Origin of the sequence: Paenibacillus sp. Cedars (genome assembly GCF_003184205.1) — a bacterium.
In the GTDB taxonomy this organism is placed as follows: domain Bacteria; phylum Bacillota; class Bacilli; order Paenibacillales; family Paenibacillaceae; genus Paenibacillus_AQ; species Paenibacillus_AQ glucanolyticus.
Genome location: NZ_CP020866.1, coordinates 5,942,995 through 5,960,448 on the forward strand (window position 1 = coordinate 5,942,995; position 17,454 = coordinate 5,960,448).

The window sequence follows — 17,454 nt, forward strand, 5'->3', positions numbered from 1 at the left end:
GCGAATATGGCAAAAGAATTAGTTGAATTCCGTAATTTAAAAACGCATTTTCAAACCTCCGCAGGTACTGTAAAAGCCGTCGACGATGTCAGCTTCAAAATCCGTGAAGGCGAAACACTGTGCGTGGTAGGTGAATCGGGCTGTGGTAAAAGCGTGACAGCCATGTCACTCATGCGTTTAATTGATACACCTCCAGTAGGGGGCGAGATTTTTTATGATGGCAAGGACCTTCTGAAGATGAGCAAGCGCGAAATGAGCTTGATTCGTGGTAATGATATCGCCATGATCTTCCAGGAACCGATGACCTCACTTAACCCGGTATTGACGATCGGGGAACAAATTGTTGAACCGATTCTGCTTCATCAGTTGGTTAACCGTAAAGAAGCAAAAAAACGTGCAATTGACCTCATTAATCTCGTTGGGATTCCGCGTGCGGAGAAGATTTTCGACTCCTATCCGCATGAACTTAGTGGCGGTATGCGCCAGCGGATCATGATTGCCATTGCACTCAGCTGTAATCCGAAGCTCTTGATCGCTGATGAGCCAACAACAGCACTCGACGTTACGATTCAGGCCCAGATTCTGGATCTGATGCGCGATATTAAAGGGAAGCTGAACACATCCATTATGTTAATTACGCATGACCTGGGTGTGGTCGCCGAGATGGCGGATTATGTTGTAGTTATGTATGCAGGCAAAGTCATTGAAGAAGCGCCTGTAATCGAGCTCTTCAAGCATCCGAAGCATCCTTATACCAAAGGACTTCTGAAAGCTAAACCGATTATTAACCAGACGCAGGAACGTCTGTACTCAATTCCGGGACAGGTTCCAAACCCGGTGGATCTTGGAGACAACTGTCATTTCCATGATCGCTGTGAATCGTGCATGCAGATATGTACAGAGAAAACACCTCCGCTCGGTACCGATCCGAATGGCCACAAGGTCGCTTGCTGGTTGTATGAAGAGGAGGGGAAAGCACAATGAGTCAGGCACTGGTCGAAATTGATGGTTTGAAGAAATACTTTCCCATTACCGGCGGCATATTGCAGCGGACGGTGGGCAATGTAAAAGCGGTCGATGGCGTCAGCTTTTCCATTAACAAAGGCGAATCCTTTGGGCTTGTAGGCGAATCAGGCTGCGGTAAGAGCACCATTGGCCGGACCATTCTTCGCTTGCTGGAAAAAACAGAAGGTAAAGTAATCTTCAATGGTCAGGATATCCATTCATTATCTAAAGAGAAATTGCGTGCACTTCGTCCGAAAATGCAAATCGTGTTTCAGGATCCATTTAGCTCGCTGAACCCAAGAATTAAAGTAGGGGAAGCGATTGGCGAGGCTCTGATTGACCACGGCTTAGTTAATCGCAGAGAACTTAAAGACCGGGTTATTGAAACGCTTGAGATCTGCGGCCTTGCCGCATATCACTATGATCGTTATCCGCATGAATTCTCTGGCGGACAACGACAACGGATCGGGATTGCCCGTGCGTTGATTCTAAATCCCGACTTTATCGTAGCGGATGAGCCCGTATCGGCATTGGATGTTTCAATCCAAGCGCAAATCATCAACTTGCTTAGTGACTTGCAGCGTGAGAAGCAGTTGACCTATCTGTTCATTTCTCATGATCTCAGCGTTGTAGAGCATTTGTGCAATCGAATTGGGGTAATGTATCTGGGATCGATGGTAGAAATGGCCAGCAAGGAAGAGCTGTTCCGCAATCCGCTGCATCCTTATACCAAAGCGTTGCTGTCAGCCGTACCCGTACCGGATCCAACGCTGAAGCGCGATCGGATCGTACTGAAAGGCGACATTCCAAGCCCGGCGAATCCGCCATCCGGCTGTAAGTTCCACACTCGCTGTCCGCTGGCTTCGGATCTGTGCAAACAGGAGATTCCAGAATACCGCAATATGGGCGATAATCATTTTGTAGCTTGTCACTACGCTTAATATGACTCTTCTTATCTAAGTTTTCTGACAATTAACTTCATATGGATAAGAAGTTTAACAGAGTTACTGAAGGATTTCCTCCGTCTATGGGCGGATGGGGGTCCTTTTTTCCGTTAAACCAGTGAATGAAATTACAAATATTCCTAAATATTTTTTTTGAAAAAAAGCAGACCAAATGCCCGTTTCATCCGTCTAATAGTATGGAGGGCTAAATTCTATGAAAAAACGGTGGCTTTGGCTGGTGATGGTATTGTTAATAACCGTACCCATTGGGGCGGTGGTCATAGGAAATATAGAACGAGCGGGGTTTAGGCCCAAGGTGGACGCGCGAGCGGTTGTCTTGATGGATCTGAACACCGGGCGTATTTTGCTCAGCGAGAACGGCGATATCCCCTTACCGCCTGCAAGCATGTCCAAGCTGATGACAGAATTGGTGATACTGGATGATATCAAAACAGGAAAAAAATCCTGGGATGATGAAGTTCAGATCAGCGATACGGCAAGCGGCGTAAGTGGAATTAAGATTGCCTTAAAGTCCGGTGAATTCCTTACGGTGCGCGAGTTGTTCCAGAGCATAACGGTTTATTCGGCCAATGATGCCGCCGTCGCTCTTGCGGAGCATTTTGCAGGTTCCGAGGAGGCGTTTGTCCAGAAGATGAATGCCAAAGCTAAAGAGATCGGGCTGTCCAGTTCTACGCATTTCGTGAATGCTTCGGGCATAGAGAGCCATACGGACAACGACCAGGAATGGTCTTCGGAGAGAGAAACCCTTATGACAGCCGAAGACACTGCCAAGCTTGCCGCGCATTTGATTAAAAGCCACCCCGATATTCTCAGCACCTCCAGCAAGACTCAAACGAAAATAAGTGGACGAAATTTATATTTAAGCAACACCAACTGGATGCTGCCGTCACTGGGAGGCCCCTACTCTTATGAAGGTACAGACGGCTTAAAGACAGGATACACGGTCAACGCAGGGTACTGTTTCACGGGTACGGCCGAGAAGCAAGGCAGCCGGCTTATCGCGGTTGTCATGGGAACTGAATCCAAAGAAGCAAGATTTGAGGAGACCCGAAAGCTATTTGACTACGGATTTGCCAAAACGTTAACATGGAAAGAGCGGCTGGATGACTGGTTTCAATATTCGGGAATCACAGCTGCTCTTTCGCATGATAAGCTTGCTCTTTCACATGACAAGCTTGCTGTTTAGCTGATAGATGAAGATTTGGTAGATTTATAGAACTGCCCGTGAAGGGTTCACAATTGATAATCATCTGGTTTACAATAGATGATGTGCTGAAGCTGGTCTTCTAAATAAAAGTGAGTCAACGGGAGGATATCCCGTTTAATAAGGAAAGGAGGGTGAGCCAAGTAGCTTTGGGTGCAATTAAGGGCCTTTAACGATCTGACTTATCCATTAATTTATTTTATAATAAAGAAGGAATCGAACTCATGAAGAGGAAATCAATATATATTACTCTCGCTGTTGTCATACTGCTTGGATCATCCGCATTTTTGTTCAGAACACAGCTTGCGGTTGTAGCCTTTGATTTGTTTATGGCAAAGGATGTAGAGGAATCATTGCAGAAATCGTATAAACCGCTGCAGAGCGACAAGACACCCGAGCCTGTAGTACTTCAAAGCGAACCGTTCTCTGTCATGCTGCTGGGCAGTGACCAGCGGGAGGATGAGCCTGCGCGTTCGGACACGTTGATCTATGCAGTTGTGCGTCCACTGGATTCCAAGGTGCTGCTCATTTCAGTTCCAAGGGACACGTATGTCGATATTATCGGTAAGGACAAGAAGGATAAGATTAACCACGCATTTGCCTTTGGTGGTCATCAGATGGCCAAAGATACGATGGAAGCATTTTTTGAGGAGGACCTCAACTATTATGCCTCCATTAATTTTCAGGGATTGAAGGACGTGGTTGACGCCATTGGCGGGGTTGAACTGCCGATTGGCAAGGATATCGTCAATAAAGGCAAAGACCACGAGAAATTTACGATCGAGGCAAACAAGCCGATTTACAACGGTGAGGAAGCCTTGAATTATGTGCGTTACCGTGAAGATAGCGACTTTAATCGGGCGAAGAGACAACAGGTGTTTCTGGATGTCGCTGCCAAGCGGGTCATGAAGCTTGATCAGATCGGCAAGGTGCCGGAGCTGATTGAGATCATGGGTGATAATTTCCAAACCGACATGCAGCCAAAGTTCATTATTGATCTGGCCAAGCAGATGCTGACCGGAGGCAAGGTGGATATGACCAGCTATACGATTATGGGCGAAGGCATGAAAATAGGCGGTGTTTATTATAATGAACCCGATATGGAAGATGTGCAGGAAGCCCGCGATCTGATTGACAGCTGGATGGATCCGAACACACCGGCCAACCAACTGCTGCAGCCAAAAGATGCAGAGAAGCAAAAACTGAAATAAATAAACACCGGTACTTCCGGATGATGGTCATAGTGCGTTGCTTCACCTCAATCAGCAGTCCGGGTTGTCTGGCTGCTGATTTTGTGCCCTATACAAGGGAATCAGAACGATGAAGCTAACGTATGTATGAGTATGGATAGGGGAAGGAGTAACCTGCATACCTAGGCTTCATAAGAGAAGGTTACTTAACATGGCTTCATGATGTTGAAGTCATAAGGAGGATAATGTTTTATGAATATCGCTTTTTTTCTATTGCCGAAGCAGGAAGTAATCTGTTTAACGCTGGATTCCACACTCAGGCAGACGCTGGAACGCATGGAGTTTCATCGATATACGGCTGTGCCCGTACTCGGTAAGAACGGCGAGTATGCTGGAACGGTGACCGAAGGGGATCTGTTGTGGCATATGAAGAACTCGGATGGCAAAATCACATTTGAGAACGCTTCGAAATTTTTGCTTAAGGATGTTCCTTTCCGCATGGACATGAAGCCGGTGTCCATCGATGCTCGGATGGAGGATCTGATTAATCTGGCAAAAGTGCAGAACTTCGTGCCAGTTGTGGATGATATGAATCGCTTTATCGGGATTGTGCGCAGAAGCCTCATTATTGAGTACTGTGAACGGTTTGTTTCCAAGGAGACGATGGAGTCCCAAGGGGCGCCTCAATCCATCTAGGATTGTAAATAACAAGGGTGTGGGACCGCGATGATGACGTGGGTAACACGCCCTGTTTTTTCATAGTTATCCAAAAGATCAGAAGTCGGGGGAATAAGCTGGGCCTAATTGGAGTACAAAGAGAAGGTAGGTTATCTCTTTCCCATGGGACTAAAGGATGGACAGGGTGCCCTGGGCCTTTGTGTGGGTGGCTTTTTTTTATGCTATAATGGAGAATAAAGCTGTTTTCAGGGAGAGATGGATATGCCAAATATGCCGAAGGACTTGGATGTAGCTAAACGCGCTAAAGTGATTGAATGGCTCAAAACCGAAGTAATCGATAATGTATCCCGGTTATTCAAAGCTCTATGGGAAGGCAGCACTACAAAGGTTGGAGATAGTTTGGCAAGCCTGATGATGAGCTCGTACATACTGGGCCGAAGGCTCGGCTTGACCTATCGGGATATGGATGATCTCTTGTTAGAAAAATTGAAAAAGCATAAGCAGGAAGGACATCAGCTGGAAGATTGGTACCAGGATATTTCCGCACTCGAAGAACATTTGCGTAAGAGGTGAACATATTGAAACTGCGCTGGACTACGGCGGTATGGAGTGTTATTTATTTGCTTCTGCTGCTATCATTACTCACACCCTTTTCGATCGTAACGGCTTTCTTGTTAGTTCTGCCGGTTGCGATTCTATTTACGGCTTTGAATACAAAATCTTTTTTTATGCATGTGGTGCCGGTGTGGCTTATTGCGCTTCTGATTGATCCCATCTATCTGTTATTCGCGATTTATTTTGCGGTTCCGGGAATTATTATGGGGTATTTGTACAGGAAGCGGAAGTCGGCAATGCAAGTATTGAAGTATGGCATGGCTGTCATGCTGGTGGAGATGCTTCTGCTGCTGATGATCAGCACAGCTTTCTTCCAGTTAAACCTGTCGGATTATGTGGATGAGATCGTGAAAATGACGACCGCTCCGCTTTCGGAGATGGGCGTTGAAGGCGGGATCGGTGGTCAGTTCCTGGGAACGGAGCTTGATACGCAGCTGATTAAGGATCAGACGATGCGCTTGGTTCCATTTGCGATGATCATCAGCTCGTTTCTCATGACCGTGGTAACCCACGCGCTGGCTCGCCCTACACTCCATAGCATGGGATTGTCTGTGCCTCGGCTGAAGCCGGCTAGAGAATGGATGCTGCCGCGCTCCCTGATCTGGTACTACCTGCTTATTTTCTTCATAAATATTGCAACCATCGATTCGGACAATACCTTCATGAAGATGATTGTGGCCAATGCTACGCCATTGCTGCAGATCTGTTTCATGATTCAAGCGCTGGGGTTCTTCTATTACCTCGCTCACGAGCGGAAATGGCATCCGATTGTGCCGCTCTTGACGGCTATCCCGATTGTTCTGTTCCCGCCGGCTATGATTATCGGAATCCTGGATCTGGCGTTTCCACTTCGTCAGGCCTTTAGTAAAAACAAAAGATAGGGTGATGAGTCATGCCTAAATTTCTGCAGAAACGCTGGCACGGCTATCATACCGTCTGGGCGTTTGCGCTAGTGCTTCTGCTTGTTATTTTCCTGTCGTTCTACAACACGATCCTGGGCCTGGTCGGGCTGCTGCTTGCGGTAACAGGCGGATACGCCATGCTGAAGACGGAGATGAAGTTCCGCCGCGAGCTGGTAGATTACATCGGTGACCTCTCATTCCGGATTCAGCGGGTAGAGGGTGAAGCCGTCAGTGTGCTGCCATTTGGCATTGTGCTGTACAGCGAGGACAGGACCTTGGAATGGCATAATCAATTCGTGGTCAACATGTTTCCGAATCAGACTCTGGTTGGGGTATCCTTGCAGGAGCTGTTTCCCCAGCTGGTGGTAGCGTTGCAGGAGTCCCAAGAGAAGAAGGAACACAAGGAGAAAATGCCGAAGGAAATCAGGCTGGAGATCTCTCACGAGGATAAGTTCTACGGAGCCACGGTCATTCCGGATGAACGACTGATTTATCTGGATGAGATCACCGAGCTGGCGGTGCTAAGGCAGCGTTATGAGGATGAGCGTCTGGCCCTGGGCATCATCATGTTGGATAACATCGATGAGGCTTCGCAGGGCATGGATGATCAGCAGCGGACCGCGCTGATTGCAAAGGTAACCAGCGAGATCACGGATTGGGCACGTGAATTTAACGTTTATCTGCGGAGACTTTCGTCGGATCGTTATCTAATGATGCTGAACCACAGATCTCTGGAAGCACTGGAGAACAGCCGGTTTCTGATCCTGGATGAAGTCCGGGAGATGACGGCTGATTTGAAGGTGCCATTAACCTTAAGTGTCGGCCTTGCCTTCGGCTCTGATGACATCACGGAGCTCGGTCAGCTGGCGCAATCCAGTCTGGATATGGCTCTTGGCCGTGGCGGAGACCAGGCCGCAGTCAAAGCGGGCCAGCGCCTTTCCTTCTACGGCGGTAAATCCAATGCGGTGGAGAAGCGGACGCGGGTAAGAGCGCGCGTCATCTCCCATGCGCTGCGTGATTTGATGCAGGAGAGCGACAAAGTCATCATTATGGGGCATAAGCTGCCGGATATGGATGTGATCGGAGCAGCCATCGGCGTGCTGAAAGCTGCCCAGATGTACAAGGTTGAGGCTTACATTGTCCTAGAGGGATTGAACCCATCCATTTCACGGATTATGGAAGAGGTCCGGAAGGATGAGGCGTTGATGAGCCGATTCGTTTCGACAGAACAAGCGATGCAGATGATGACGGAGCATACGCTGCTGGTTGTCGTTGATACACATAAAGCCTCCATGACGATGGAACCGCGTCTGGTGCATCGTGCCAGCCGGGTCGTTGTCATGGATCACCATCGGCGCGGTGAAGAGTTCATCAACGACGCTGTGTTAATCTATCTTGAGCCGTATGCTTCATCGACCTGCGAGCTGGTCACGGAGGTGCTTCAGTATATTCACGAGCGGGTATCCCTTACCCCGGTTGAAGCCACCGCGTTATTAGCCGGGATTACGGTGGACACGAAGCATTTTGCGCTGCACACGGGATCGAGAACATTCGAGGCCGCCGGATTCCTGCGGCGTCACGGTGCCGATACGATGATGATTCAGCGGGTGCTCAAGGAAGATCTGACAGAATTTATAGCGAAGGCAGAAATCGTAAAACATGCTAGAATGGTATATGACCATATCGCTATTGCGGTATCGAAGAACGGGGAGCCCATGCCGCAGCTGCTGATCGCTCAAGTAGCGGATATGCTGCTTAATATGACGGATGTGCAGGCATCGTTTGTTATTAGCGAACGCACCGACGGCAAGATTGGTATTAGCGCCCGTTCGATGGGCAAGATGAATGTTCAGATGATTATGGAACGTCTCGGGGGAGGCGGACACTTAACGAACGCCGCAGTACAGCTGGATACGACGCCTGAGAAGGCAGAGGAGAAGTTGATGGAGGTACTGGCGGACATCGAAGCGAAAGAGGGGTTATTTGAATGAAAGTCATTTTCATAAAAGATATGAAGGGCCAAGGCAAGAAAGGTGAAGTGAAGGAAGTATCCGAGGGATACGCTACCAACTTTCTGATTCCGCGCGGCGTTGCTCGCCCGGCAACCGATGGCAACATGAAGAACCTGGAGCAGCAACAAGCTTCCGAGGAGAAGCGTAAAGCCCAGGAGAAGGAAGATGCACAGGCACTTGGCAAGAAGCTGGAAGAGATGACGGTTGTCCTGAAAGCCAAAGCAGGCGAAGGCGGCCGGCTGTTCGGAGCAATCACAAGCAAACAAATCGCTGAGGCGCTGGCAGGACAGAAGATCAAAATCGACAAACGCAAAATTGAACTTAGCGATCCGATCCGCAGTCTGGGTGTAACCCAGGTTCCGGTGAAGCTGCATCCTGACGTCAAGGCGACGGTCAAGGTTCAAATCACGGAGGAGTAATATGGGAGGAGAACTCTATTTCGATCGGGTCCCTCCGCAGAACCTTGAGGCAGAGCAGGCGGTGCTGGGTGCCATTCTGCTGCAGAGTGAAGCGCTGATCACAGCGATGGAGCGGGTGCAGTCCGAGGACTTCTACGATAAAACGCACCAGATGATTTACGAAGTTATGGTGCAGCTTGGAGAAGGCAATCAACCGATCGATCTGGTGACCCTTACATCTCTTCTTCAGGATAAAGGTCAACTGGAGGAAATCGGAGGAGTCAGTTATTTAGCGAAGCTGGCCCATGCGGTTCCGACGGCGGCCAACGTGGATTATTACGCTCAGATTATCGAAGAGAAATCGATGCTGCGGCGGTTGATTCGAACAGCAACACAGATTGTCAGCGAGGGATACACCGGAGGCGAAGATGTATCCGGCATGCTGAGTGAAGCAGAGCGCCGCATTCTGGAGATTTCCAACCGACGCACAGGCAGCGGGTTCATTGCGATTCGCGATGTGCTGATGGAAGTATTTGAGAAGGTGGAGGTCCTCCACCAGAACCGCGGGAATACAACGGGGATTCCGTCCGGCTTCGTTGATCTGGATAAAATGACGAGTGGATTCCAGCGAAATGACTTGATTATTGTGGCGGCCCGTCCGTCCGTAGGTAAGACGGCCTTCGCACTGAATATTGCCCAGAACGTGGCTATCCGGGCTAAGGAAACCGTCGCCATCTTCAGTCTGGAGATGTCTGCGCCGCAATTGGTTCAGCGTATGATTTGCGCCGAGGCCAATCTGGATGCAAATGTCATGCGGAACGGGGATTTTAAGGGTGACGACGATTGGTCCAAGCTGACCATGGGCATTGCGGCACTGTCGGAAGCGGAAATTTACATTGATGATACACCCGGCGTAACGGTTGCCGATATCCGTGCAAAATGCCGCCGTTTGAAGAAAGAGAAGGGGCTCGGCATGATACTGATCGATTATCTGCAGCTCATTCATGGACGCGGCAAGGCGGGCGAGAACCGGCAGCAGGAGGTATCTGAGATCTCACGTACGCTCAAGCAGATTGCCCGGGAGCTTGAGGTGCCGGTTATTGCGCTGTCACAGCTCAGCCGGGGCGTGGAGCAGCGTCAGGACAAGCGTCCGATGATGAGTGACCTTCGGGAATCCGGTTCAATTGAGCAGGATGCCGATATCGTGGCCTTCTTATACCGGGATGATTATTACAATCAGGAAACGGAGAAGAAGAACATCATCGAGATCATCATTGCCAAACAGCGTAATGGTCCCGTAGGCACAGTAGAGCTGGTGTTCCTCAAGAACTTTAACAAGTTCGTTAATTACGAGCGAACGCATGCGGATGCCTTTGCAGCCGGGTGACGACAGAGGCAGCTTGTTAGCAAGGATTCTATTGGTTTCTTAATGGCGCATGTGGCCTTTGTCGTAAAGTTCGGGAAAATCTCTAATACCTGCCGCAACCTGTAAGTTCAGGGCGTTTCTTATTGCACATTCCCGAATAAAGCAGAAATCATTCCATAATCTCGTCCTAATTCCGAACAATCGTACACACTGATGTGCGATTGTTCGTTTTTGTATTTGACTTTAAAAAATGGGGCTGTTACACTGTTATTGCTGCTTTAATGCAGTGAGGTTGTTTTTTAATCATAATGAAATGCTTATTACATCAGTGTTTTGTGAAATAATAAGGGTGTAACAGCCCGGGCGGAGGAATGATTATGTCAACGGTAGTCGTTGTGGGAACACAATGGGGAGATGAAGGGAAAGGGAAGATCACGGATTATTTAGCGGAAAGCGCTGACGTGGTAGCCCGTTACCAAGGCGGCAATAATGCTGGCCACACCATTCTGATTGACGGTAAAAAATTCAAGCTTAGCTTGATTCCATCCGGAGTATTCTATAAAGATAAAACCTGTGTGATCGGAAACGGTATGGTGGTTAACCCGGCTGCACTTATTGAAGAGATTAATTATATTCATGATAATGGATTCAGCACGGATAATCTGGTAATCAGCGATCGTGCTCATGTTATCATGCCTTATCATATGGTATTGGACGCTCTGGAAGAGGATCGCAAAGGTCCCAACAAAATTGGCACGACTCGCAAGGGAATCGGCCCTTGTTACATGGATAAAGCCGCACGTAACGGCATCCGGATCGCGGATCTGATGGATGCGGAAGAGTTTGAATTGAAGCTTCGCCATATGGTGAAGGAGAAGAACCAAGTGATTACCCAAGTGTATGGTGGGGAAGGACTTGAGGTTGAAGAAATCCTGATTCAATACCTGCAATACGCTGAAATCATTCGTAAATATGTGCGTGACACTTCCGTTGTCCTGAACGATGCCATTGACGGTAATCAAAAAGTATTGTTCGAAGGCGCACAGGGGGTCATGCTGGACATCGACCAAGGCACGTATCCGTTCGTAACCTCTTCGAACCCTTCTGCTGGCGGTGTATGTATCGGTTCCGGCGTAGGACCATCGAAGATTCAACAAGTGATTGGGGTCGCTAAATCGTATACGACGCGTGTAGGGGACGGACCCTTCCCGACGGAGCTCGACAATGAGATCGGCCATTATATCCGTGAAAAAGGACATGAATACGGCACCGTCACCGGACGCGCCCGCCGCGTAGGCTGGTTTGACAGCGTGGTTGTGCGCCACGCCCGTCGCGTAAGCGGCATTACCGGCTTGTCCCTGAACTCCCTGGACGTGCTTAGCGGACTTGAGACCGTTAAGATCTGTACCGCTTATAAATTCCGCGGTGAGGAAATCACACATTACCCAGCAAGTTTGAAGATGCTGGCTGAATGTGAAGCGATTTATGAAGAACTGCCAGGCTGGAGCGAGGACATTACCGGAGCGAAGACGCTGGAGGATCTGCCAGAGAATACTCGCCGCTATGTAGAACGTGTATCGGAGTTGACTGGTATTCCGATTTCCATCTTCTCCGTAGGGCGCAACCGGGAACAGACAAATCAAGTGCTTCCGATTTATGAGAAATAATATCGAGTTGGAACAAGAGTAGAATCCATTCCAATTTGGAAAAGAAGATATATTGCGAAACCTGCTAATGGCGATGCCATGCGGGTTTTTCTTTTTATTTGGAATGAAATCTATGATTGTACCTCGGAAATAACATACAAGACCCAAAAGTGGAAGGATTTGTCCCTTTGTCTGAGGATATTATCCCCTAGCAGCATGTCCATCAACCCTATAATGGAGAGAGACATAGAGGACAGCACGCTGATTATTTGGAATTGGGGCTAAAGGCAGCGGATATATGCAGTCATTTCGATTTAGGGGGGACAGAAGCCATACGGCCAATTGGGCATGTGGCCTTCTTCGAGAGCTGGAATGTGTTTGCACATTCAGCATAATAAAGACCGGATTCATCCTCAGGTTTGTCGGGATGGATCCGGTCTTTTCATTCTACAGCAGAATCGGCTGCGGCTGCTCGGACAGCTTGCCGTCCTCGATATATACAATCCGGTCACACAGATCCAGCATACGCTTGTCATGGGTGACCATCACGGCGGCCTTCTGGCGCAGCTTCACCTCATCGGCCAGCATCTGCACGACGGTCCGGCCGCGTTCAGAATCCAGACTGGCGGTGGGCTCATCTGCCAGAATGAGCTCCGGGTCGTTCATCCAGGCCCGGGCAATGGCAACGCGCTGGCGTTCACCGCCTGACAGGCTCTCGGGATAATGATTCTTGCGATGGGACAAGCCCAGGCGCTCAAGCAGATGGTCTGCCCGCTGCTTTGGTTTCTGGCCCTGCTGGCCGGCCAACTTGGCAATTAACAGTAGTTGATCACGAACGGTCAAATACGGAATGAGATTCGAGGATTGAAAGACAAATCCGATATGGCTCAGCCGCAGCTGATTCATTTTTTTGGCCGACAGCTTGGTGACTTCATGATCACCCATCCAGATTCGCCCCTGCGTAGGGGATAGCAGTGCCCCTGCTATGGACAGGAAGGTACTCTTGCCGGACCCGGAAGGACCGACCACCGCTACGAACTCACCGCTCTTGATATCCAGTGAAATGCGGTCCAGCACTTTAACGGACGTATCCCCGTCGCCGAATTCCTTACTCACCTGATCCAGCATCAGTTTGGATTGTTTCATTATGCAGCCCTCCCGATAGCTTCGATTGCATCAATCTTGATAACACGATAGAGCGACAGCAGAGACCCCATCAGGGAAACCGCCAGGAACAGCAAGGAACAGAGCAGAACAACGGAAGGAGTTAAGGAAAAAGGAACGGCGCCGGCTATCAGGAGGGATACCCCGTAAGTTAGACCGATACTGATGGCAAGACTGACCACGGTCAGTGTCAGCACTTGAAAGATCAGATTCCTTACGAGATAGCCGGTTCCAGCTCCAATGGCCTTCAGGACGCCAAACTGGTTCATTTTTTGAATCGTGATAACGTAGAAGAACACAGCCAGTACGAAAGCCGCGATGACAAACAAGAACACAATCATCATTACGAGTGAGCCCTGCTCCTCCTGAAAGCCGGGAATCCCCTGCAGTGTCTCGCTTTTCGTTATGATCTCGATGCCGGATATGTCCTGAGCCAAAGCGTCCATCTGCTCCGGACTACCATTCAGAGCGACCGCATTATAGATGGTCCCTTGCTGTGAACCGCTGGGCTGTAGCGCCTTCCATCCCTCAAAATTCAAGTGAATGACCGGGGCATGGCTGAAGGACTGTCCTTCTGTAAAGGCTGCGATCGTAAATGCAGCACCTGTTGCCTGATCAACGATCCGGTCACCAAGCCGGTATCCGTCATCCTTCAGGGAGCGGTCAGCCATCACATGTTCCGCATCCGTATTGTTTATCATGGTTCCTTCCACAACCTTGGGAGCCATCATACTCGCCATATCGATGGCAAAGAAAGCCGCGTCGAATTTGGCTGTGGAGCCTTCCTTGGTCAAGGTGTTCATGTGGACCCCCAGCGGGGCGGCATGGTCTCCAGCCGGATGCCGCTGGATCTCTCTCCAGATCTCATCGGTCAGAATGGAACGGTTGATCCGATGGTCGGACTCTTCCTGAAGTATCAGAAAGTCGGCATTCATGTTTTGTATGGATGAGGCATTATCGGAAGAGAGCCCCTGAGCCAATCCGGTGACGAACAGGACAAGCCAGGATATCAGTACCATAATGAAGCCGATCAGCAAATAACGCAGCTTCGCGTGTTGAAGTTCGCGCAGTGCAAGAAACATGTTTCTCATCTCCATTCCTGTAATGGGGTAGCATCTTCTCCCTGTATGATCACTACGGGATATGCCACAAGTATAGGAATGGAATATGAACAGCGCATGAACTGGAATCAGGCTTAAGTTACAGGGTGGGCAGGGTCACGGTAAAGGTGGTTCCTTCTCCAGGCTGACTCGTTACTTCAATGCGTCCGCCGTGCATCTGCACAATCTTCTGGGTTATGGCCAGACCTAGTCCGCTGCTGCCCTCGGAGCGGTCGCGTGCCTCATCCACACGATAGAACCGGTCAAAGATGTGAGGGAGATGTTCTGGCGGAATGCCAATGCCCGTATCGGAAATCTCGATGCTGCATGATGGGTTGTCCTGTCCTGTGATACGCAGCGAGATGATGCCTTCCGGAGCGGTGAATTTAATGCTGTTGGTCATGAGATTGGTCCATACCTGATGCAGCAGCTGTTGATCGCCGTGGATATAGGTAGATGGCAGTGACATATCCATGGTCAAATCCTTGCTGCGCCAGCTCCATTCGGTGTGGAACAACACCTGCTTGATTTGCTCGGCAACGTCGAAGGTGGATTTCTCCAGGATATTCTCTTCTTTATCCAGGGAAGCCAGCATGAGGAGCTGTTTGCTAAGCTGGGACATCCGGCGGCTCTCCGCCTCGATAATCGACAAGTAGTGCTGCTGCTGTTCCTCGGACAAGCGCTTGGTTTGCAGCGTCTGCGAAAAACCTTGAATAGAGGCAAGCGGTGACTGAATTTCATGGGATACATTGGACACAAACTCCTGGCGCATCTGCTCCAGCTGCGCTATACCTTTGGCCATCTGGGAAAAATGATCCGCGAGCTGCCCCAGCTCATCTCTTCTCGCGACATTCAGCTGTACGTTATAATTGCCCTTTGCCACATTCTGTGTAGCCTCGGTTAATTTCACGATGGGTTTCACGATATATCGCGTAATGACGCCAACCAACAGAATGCTCAGCAGGATGGCGATAGCCATAATGATCGAGAAGAAGATGCGCATTTCGCCGAACTGGACGGTAATATCGGGTCTGATGAAGAGTGCATGAGGGCTGCCGTCTACCTGCAGCGGAATGCCGATAGAGTTGCTTAATACATTGTCGAAGAAGCCGGTAATGAACAGCTCTGATGGAAACTCTGCGATGCCATGGTACACCGTACCGTTCAGCACTTGCTGCACGGTTTCAGGCGAGAGATCCCGTTCACGGAAGATACCGCCATAAAGCCACTCCTTGCCTTGATCGTTGACCAGATAGAATTGATAGCCGAGCTGCCCGATGTGCTGCAGATAATCATGAATATTGAGTTCCGGGTGCCTGTCATAGAAATCCCCGATGTCCTTGGCCATGGTGGTGACCTTCTGATCGTTATAAGGCTTAAGATTGTACTGGTAGTAGAGATTGGACAGCACAAAAGCAATCAAGCTGCTGGTCACCATAATAGCGATGGTGGTAAGTACGATACGCGAATAGAGGGTCTTCATTGCGGCGAGGCCTCCAATTTGTATCCTACCCCCCGGATCGTTCGTATTTGGAAATCGCCGCTTCGGTCCGCAAAGCGCTCCCGCAGTCTTTTAATATGAACATCAACGGTGCGGTCATCCCCCTCAAAATCCGTCCCCCAGATGAGCTGAATCAGTTCCTCGCGTGAGAACGTCCGGTCCGGATAGCTTGCAAGCTGAGAGAGCAGCTCAAATTCCTTCATCGGCAGCATCAGCACTTTTCCGTGTCCCTGAACCTCATAACTTTTGCGGTCGATCGTGGTTTCGTTCAGATGAATTTTATCTGCGTTCACCATCTGATACCTCCGCAGCAGCGCCTTGATGCGAAACAATAATTCCTTTGGCTCAAAAGGTTTGGTTAGATAATCATCCGTACCCACAGCAAAACCCTTCTCCTTGTCCACGAGCTGATCCTTTGCCGTCAGCAGAATGACGGGAAAATCATAATACCGCCGAATCTCCTCGCAGAGCTGATAGCCGTCCATATTCGGCATCATGACATCCACAACAGCCAGATGAATCTGTTCTTCCGCCAAGCGAGCAGAGGCTTCCTTCCCATCAGCAGCTGTAAAGACCGTATACCCTTCCGATTGAAGATGATATTGCAGCAGCTCCCGAATATGCGCGTCGTCATCCGCGATTAAGATATGAATCATTACTAGAATAAACCCTCCTTCATATGCAGTTTCCAATTGACTATATATGTATCACAAATACCCCGGTCTGGTCGATTCCTGCCTTCACAACACGGGACTAGTGTGGCCTGAATTTACGTGAATCATGAAATATATCAAATAAGAAGTAGAAAAAATGGATAGAAAACGGTTGAAGCGATTCCGAGCCGTCAATACTGGAAAAAGAAAGCAATCATTGTCATGTCATTTCTGAGCATGCATGAGGAAGGAGGAGATACGGATGAATTGGATGAAATGGCTGCTAAAGGTCAGCCTTACCGCCATACTGGTGAGTACACTGACGATTGTGACAACGGGCATTGTGGTCAATGCTTATCTTCAATCGGTTCTTGCCAGTTTCAATATTCAACTGGAGACGGAGTCGGTGGGGGTTGGAGGCATTATGAAGACGATGCTGGGCATGGGTTCAGGCTCTATGCCAGATGGCAGCAGCGGGGACATTCCGAAGGCACAGGATCCCGCCGGTCAGGGTGCAGCATCTGATGATCTGACAGCAGGGGCAGATCAGAGCGGAGGGACAGAAGAGGACACCAAGGCGACTACAGGCTCATCGGGGGATTCGGACGAGCCGCCGGTTGATGATCAGGCACCGGAAGATTCTCTGCCCGTGATGGGGACCACTACGACGGAGTCCGATGATTCCTCCCTGGAGGATCAAGAGATCGTGATGTCTCCGACGGATATCGTGGATCGGAAAGAAAGTCTGTCGACAGCGGATAAGGAAGAGATTTTTACCATGCTGATGAATAAGCTGCCCCAATCCGAAATGCAGAAGATATCCGAGGCCATGGAGGATGGCCTGACGGCAGCGGAGCTTGCGGAGATCGAAGAGGGCATATCCAAATATTTGAACCCGGAAGAATTCGATAAATTGATCTCGATGCTCAAAGAATAACGGTATGGCGGGTTTCAGACCCGGTTTGTCACTGTTTTGTCACTGACTGGCGAAAGTTGTATATTGGAAAAAATCAGGAAGCCCGTGCTGCGCGCGGGTTTTTCGCTGTTTTCACAAA

Annotated in this window: 16 protein-coding genes; 12 read left to right on the top strand and 4 right to left on the bottom strand. The window is 49.4% G+C overall.

Going from position 1 to position 17,454, the window contains the following annotated elements; translation table 11 throughout:
• The first annotated feature begins 6 nt into the window (after positions 1 to 6).
• The 11 genes from B9D94_RS28655 to B9D94_RS28705 all read left to right on the top strand — a co-directional run bounded on the left by B9D94_RS28655 (position 7) and on the right by B9D94_RS28705 (position 12,002).
• Positions 7 to 984 (top strand): ABC transporter ATP-binding protein, encoded by a 978-nt coding sequence (locus B9D94_RS28655; RefSeq protein WP_006207326.1) that lies wholly within the window; start codon positions 7 to 9, stop codon positions 982 to 984.
• Positions 981 to 1,946, top strand: coding sequence for an ABC transporter ATP-binding protein (locus tag B9D94_RS28660; RefSeq protein WP_006207325.1), 966 nt, complete (start codon positions 981 to 983; stop codon positions 1,944 to 1,946). The genes B9D94_RS28655 and B9D94_RS28660 overlap by 4 nt, the downstream gene beginning before the upstream one ends.
• Before the next feature lie 217 nt (positions 1,947 to 2,163).
• Positions 2,164 to 3,156, top strand: coding sequence for a D-alanyl-D-alanine carboxypeptidase family protein (locus tag B9D94_RS28665; RefSeq protein WP_148248526.1), 993 nt, complete (start codon positions 2,164 to 2,166; stop codon positions 3,154 to 3,156).
• A 242-nt stretch (positions 3,157 to 3,398) separates the two neighbouring features.
• Positions 3,399 to 4,385, top strand: coding sequence for an LCP family protein (locus tag B9D94_RS28670; RefSeq protein ID WP_063478199.1), 987 nt, complete (start codon positions 3,399 to 3,401; stop codon positions 4,383 to 4,385).
• A gap of 231 nt (positions 4,386 to 4,616) precedes the next feature.
• Positions 4,617 to 5,060: a CBS domain-containing protein gene (locus B9D94_RS28675; protein WP_006207322.1), complete on the top strand. Its 444-nt coding sequence runs from the start codon at positions 4,617 to 4,619 to the stop codon at positions 5,058 to 5,060.
• A gap of 252 nt (positions 5,061 to 5,312) precedes the next feature.
• A complete protein-coding gene (locus tag B9D94_RS28680) occupies positions 5,313 to 5,615 on the top strand; it encodes a MazG-like family protein (RefSeq protein ID WP_172964086.1) in 303 nt (100 codons plus the stop codon).
• The gene (locus B9D94_RS28685) at positions 5,612 to 6,538 is read left to right on the top strand and encodes a DUF2232 domain-containing protein (protein WP_253806067.1); all 927 of its coding nucleotides are present in this window, start codon (positions 5,612 to 5,614) and stop codon (positions 6,536 to 6,538) included. Before B9D94_RS28680 ends, B9D94_RS28685 begins: the two co-directional genes overlap by 4 nt.
• 11 nt (positions 6,539 to 6,549) lie before the next feature.
• A complete protein-coding gene (locus tag B9D94_RS28690; protein WP_036640493.1) occupies positions 6,550 to 8,550 on the top strand; it encodes a DHH family phosphoesterase in 2,001 nt (666 codons plus the stop codon).
• Positions 8,547 to 8,990, top strand: a complete 444-nt coding sequence (gene rplI / locus B9D94_RS28695; RefSeq protein ID WP_006207318.1) for a 50S ribosomal protein L9 — start codon at positions 8,547 to 8,549, stop codon at positions 8,988 to 8,990. Before B9D94_RS28690 ends, rplI begins: the two co-directional genes overlap by 4 nt.
• A 1-nt stretch (position 8,991) precedes the next feature.
• Positions 8,992 to 10,356, top strand: coding sequence for a replicative DNA helicase (gene dnaB, locus B9D94_RS28700; RefSeq protein WP_036640492.1), 1,365 nt, complete (start codon positions 8,992 to 8,994; stop codon positions 10,354 to 10,356).
• A gap of 356 nt (positions 10,357 to 10,712) precedes the next feature.
• Positions 10,713 to 12,002: an adenylosuccinate synthase gene (locus B9D94_RS28705; protein WP_006207316.1), complete on the top strand. Its 1,290-nt coding sequence runs from the start codon at positions 10,713 to 10,715 to the stop codon at positions 12,000 to 12,002.
• Positions 12,003 to 12,428: 426 nt separating this feature from the next.
• On the opposite strand, the gene B9D94_RS28710 is transcribed toward B9D94_RS28705, so the two are convergent.
• From B9D94_RS28710 to B9D94_RS28725, 4 genes are all read right to left on the bottom strand, one after another.
• Positions 12,429 to 13,127: an ABC transporter ATP-binding protein gene (locus tag B9D94_RS28710; RefSeq protein WP_148248527.1), complete on the bottom strand. Its 699-nt coding sequence runs from the start codon at positions 13,125 to 13,127 to the stop codon at positions 12,429 to 12,431.
• Entirely contained in the window at positions 13,127 to 14,227 is a 1,101-nt protein-coding gene (locus B9D94_RS28715; RefSeq protein WP_148248878.1) for an ABC transporter permease, read from the bottom strand. Before B9D94_RS28715 ends, B9D94_RS28710 begins: the two co-directional genes overlap by 1 nt.
• A 118-nt stretch (positions 14,228 to 14,345) precedes the next feature.
• The gene (locus B9D94_RS28720; protein WP_148248528.1) at positions 14,346 to 15,728 is read right to left on the bottom strand and encodes a sensor histidine kinase; all 1,383 of its coding nucleotides are present in this window, start codon (positions 15,726 to 15,728) and stop codon (positions 14,346 to 14,348) included.
• Complete coding sequence (locus B9D94_RS28725) at positions 15,725 to 16,402, bottom strand: response regulator transcription factor (RefSeq protein ID WP_063478195.1); 678 nt, start codon at positions 16,400 to 16,402, stop codon at positions 15,725 to 15,727. Before B9D94_RS28725 ends, B9D94_RS28720 begins: the two co-directional genes overlap by 4 nt.
• 259 nt (positions 16,403 to 16,661) lie before the next feature.
• Between B9D94_RS28725 and B9D94_RS28730 the strand changes: the two genes are divergently transcribed.
• Positions 16,662 to 17,336, top strand: coding sequence for a hypothetical protein (locus tag B9D94_RS28730; RefSeq protein WP_148248529.1), 675 nt, complete (start codon positions 16,662 to 16,664; stop codon positions 17,334 to 17,336).
• Positions 17,337 to 17,454 lie beyond the last annotated feature (118 nt).